The organism is Asticcacaulis sp. (assembly GCF_027484505.1).
Taxonomy (GTDB): Bacteria; Pseudomonadota; Alphaproteobacteria; order Caulobacterales; family Caulobacteraceae; genus Asticcacaulis.
On record NZ_JAIXSV010000166.1, the window covers coordinates 1 to 2732 of the forward strand.

Annotated in this window: 4 protein-coding genes; all 4 read right to left on the reverse strand. The window is 49.4% G+C overall.

The features are described 5' to 3' along the window. Positions 1-180: hypothetical protein (locus Q0072_RS10505; protein WP_298329518.1), on the reverse strand; the 180-nt coding region annotated here is incomplete at its 3' end. A 40-nt stretch (positions 181-220) separates the two neighbouring features. Then, the gene (locus Q0072_RS10510) at positions 221-1537 is read right to left on the reverse strand and encodes a protein kinase (RefSeq protein ID WP_298329521.1); all 1317 of its coding nucleotides are present in this window, start codon (positions 1535-1537) and stop codon (positions 221-223) included. An 88-nt stretch (positions 1538-1625) separates the two neighbouring features. Beyond that, positions 1626-2309: a hypothetical protein gene (locus Q0072_RS10515; protein ID WP_298329524.1), complete on the reverse strand. Its 684-nt coding sequence runs from the start codon at positions 2307-2309 to the stop codon at positions 1626-1628. Beyond that, positions 2261-2732: hypothetical protein (locus Q0072_RS10520; RefSeq protein ID WP_298329526.1), on the reverse strand; the 472-nt coding region annotated here is incomplete at its 5' end. The genes Q0072_RS10515 and Q0072_RS10520, both read right to left, overlap by 49 nt.

Sequence of the window (2732 nt, forward strand, 5' to 3'; positions counted from 1 at the left end):
CCGCATGAACAAAACGCCGAGTACACCAGCATGACACACCCGGATCTGTTTCACTTTATTCACAGCGGCGGGGGGCCGGCTGTTTTGCATCACAATTTTGCCAGCACAAAATTTACGCCAGAAGTCATTTGCGAGCGCATCAAAGAAATTGTGGACCCTCTTATCAACAACTCGTTGCACAGCCGCATGCTGCTGGATGTGCCCATGCCGCCTTTGACCACTACGACGACGACGACGCCACCGCCAGCGATACTGTTGACGGAGGCGACAGCGCCGGGATCGCCGGCATCTCTTGCATGGCCCGATTTTCCATTTCCTGCTGCACAAGACCGATTCGAAGCGCCTGCAGCGTCTTAATGAGCTTCTGCGGCACAAAATCAGCCGAGGCGCACTTGTGCGACACAATGTCCACGCTTTCGTTTGGAAAGTTTTTCATGTGATCCAACATGGGCTGCACGGCCTTTTGTAAATAGGCGTGCAACATGGGGGCCCGGATAGCCAGTACTTGCTCATAGTCCAGAAATAAAGTCAGGCAAAAATTAGCCATGTCGGCTGCCGTATTGTAATTATTTGTGTCGGGGTGTCGATTGGTGGTGCAGGCAATGGTTGTGTTGCTGTCGGTCAGAGTGATGGTGGATGAGCCCAGATCAATAAGCTGGATGGCAATGTTTTCCGTGTTAAATTCAACCTCGTTGCACACATAGTAGGGCGGCCGGTGAAACAACTCTTTTTCCTTGTCCAAGATGTTGTCGGGAAAGTCCATGGTGTTGGCATCAAAGATCATTACATTCTCCACCTTGAGATCGCGATGCATAAAGCGACAGGCAATCTGCGCGTGATAAATAATAAACGCAATTTGCTGAATGGCGGCAATCAAACTGCGGTCGTTGAAACTATACTCGTTCAGATACTCGTACATGTCCACCCCAGGGTGATAGGCCTGCACAATAAGCAGTTCGCGGTACGGCCAGGTGTCATTGTGCGCTACTGCCGCCCCCAGCAGATGGGTGAAAAAGGGCTTGAGCGCCGAATTCTTCATCAGAAAGCTGTGAATCACAAACTCGAGCAACATCCACAAATTGTTGGACGGTATTTTGGCTACTTTGACTACCGCGGCCGTCCGCCGATCAGCTTTGCCCATCTCCGAGCTGGTCCATGTGGCATTGTACACAAAGCCATAGTCGCCTTGCTGCAGCAAGTCCTTTAGCTCCAAAATAAACGACTCGTTGGAATTCTTGCCGCGGGCAATGTCAAACGTTTCCTGCCACCCCACATCCACTTCCACGCTGTCTGGCCGGTTAATGATATCTGCACAGCACACGCGCGGCACTGTCATGGTTCGGCGTTTGGCCACAGCCAACGAGTCGAGAATTATTTCTGTCTCGGCCAGAATCTCCGTCACCTTCTTTTCTCTTTGCTGCACACTCAGACCTCTTTGCAAGCGCAGCTTGTACTCTTTTTCCGCCAACTGCAATAGTAAATTAATGTGTTGGGCAATGGGCCGGGCCATGGTCCTGTGAATTTCCTTGTTGGCCATGTTAGCAATTTCTGTTCTTTTTTTTTTCTTCTTGTTTAAAAAGGTTTTTTTTTAATTTCCTTTGATTTTTTTTTTCTTCTTATCAAACTCATGGCAACGAACTTTTCTTGATAAACACGAATGAAGACACAAGCAACAATAAAATGACAATCAATGCAGCATAAGAAGCATAATGCACATTGTCTCGTCCATGATCAGTCTGCGGCGAAGGACAGGGAGGCGCGCTTGCCATGGCCGTGTCCAATTTCTTTTGCAGATCATTGGCGACCGAGGCGCTGGATCCATCATCCGTAGTGATGGACATATTTTGCACAATGTTGTTTAGGTTGGACGTGGCCACTTGTGACACGTTGAAATTCACTACATCCACATTGCCAGTGGCTTTGAGAGAAATTTTAAACGCATCAATGGCGTCTGCAATGGCTTTCTGAACGTTTTGCTGTGTCATGGCTCGCGACACGCTGGAAGACAAGTTGGTGAGTGTCGCATCGTCGCTAATGTGTGTACCAGCCAGCTGTTTAATGGCTTGCTGCACAGTGTTCTGCATGCTGGGGACGTTGATGTTGATCGATTGGCTGCAATCGGTAGTGGCGGTGGCGTTGGTAGACAGATTGTCATTTTTGAACGTGACGTTGGCCGCCCCCGTTATGCTAATGGTCACGGTTGCTTGCGCTTGCGAAATGCAGGCAGCGTTGGATGAGATGGCCACATCACATGCGTATTTTAAGAGTTCGGTGGCAGAAGCTTTCGGCCTGGACGGTTTGCCTCCCATTCTATTTCCGGAACCGGATAATAGATAAGTTGCACCTGGGGTTGTTTGTCTTTTGCATCCCAGCCGCCAGTTAATTTTCGCACACACAACATCCAAATAAGTCGGACTATTTGGAAAAATGTAAATGCATAGAGCAGCACCATCAAGGTGGTGAACCAGCTTTCAAATCGCCGGTCCACCAACGCCTCGCACTCGTCCATATTTTTGCCTTCCCAAAACGAGGCTGCCGTGCCAGTCATTTGCGCACAAATGTCAGCCAACTCTCGGCCTTCCCAGCCACCCAAAGCCGCCGGCGCATTTCGATAAATCACCAAACATGGATGCTTGATCAGATGGCGCAAAACGACGCCGGCAATGCCAAATGTCGATTGTAGAATATTGGTGGACCACACAACATCCTGAACTCGTTGTGAAAAGGAGTGC

What these genes read in the sequence shown, in the direction of transcription:
- Q0072_RS10510 (WP_298329521.1), bottom strand. Translation starts at nt 1,537, where the DNA reads ATGGCCAACAAGGAAATTCACAGGACCATGGCCCGGCCCATTGCCCAA.
- Q0072_RS10515 (WP_298329524.1), bottom strand. Translation starts at nt 2,309, where the DNA reads ATGGGAGGCAAACCGTCCAGGCCGAAAGCTTCTGCCACCGAACTCTTA.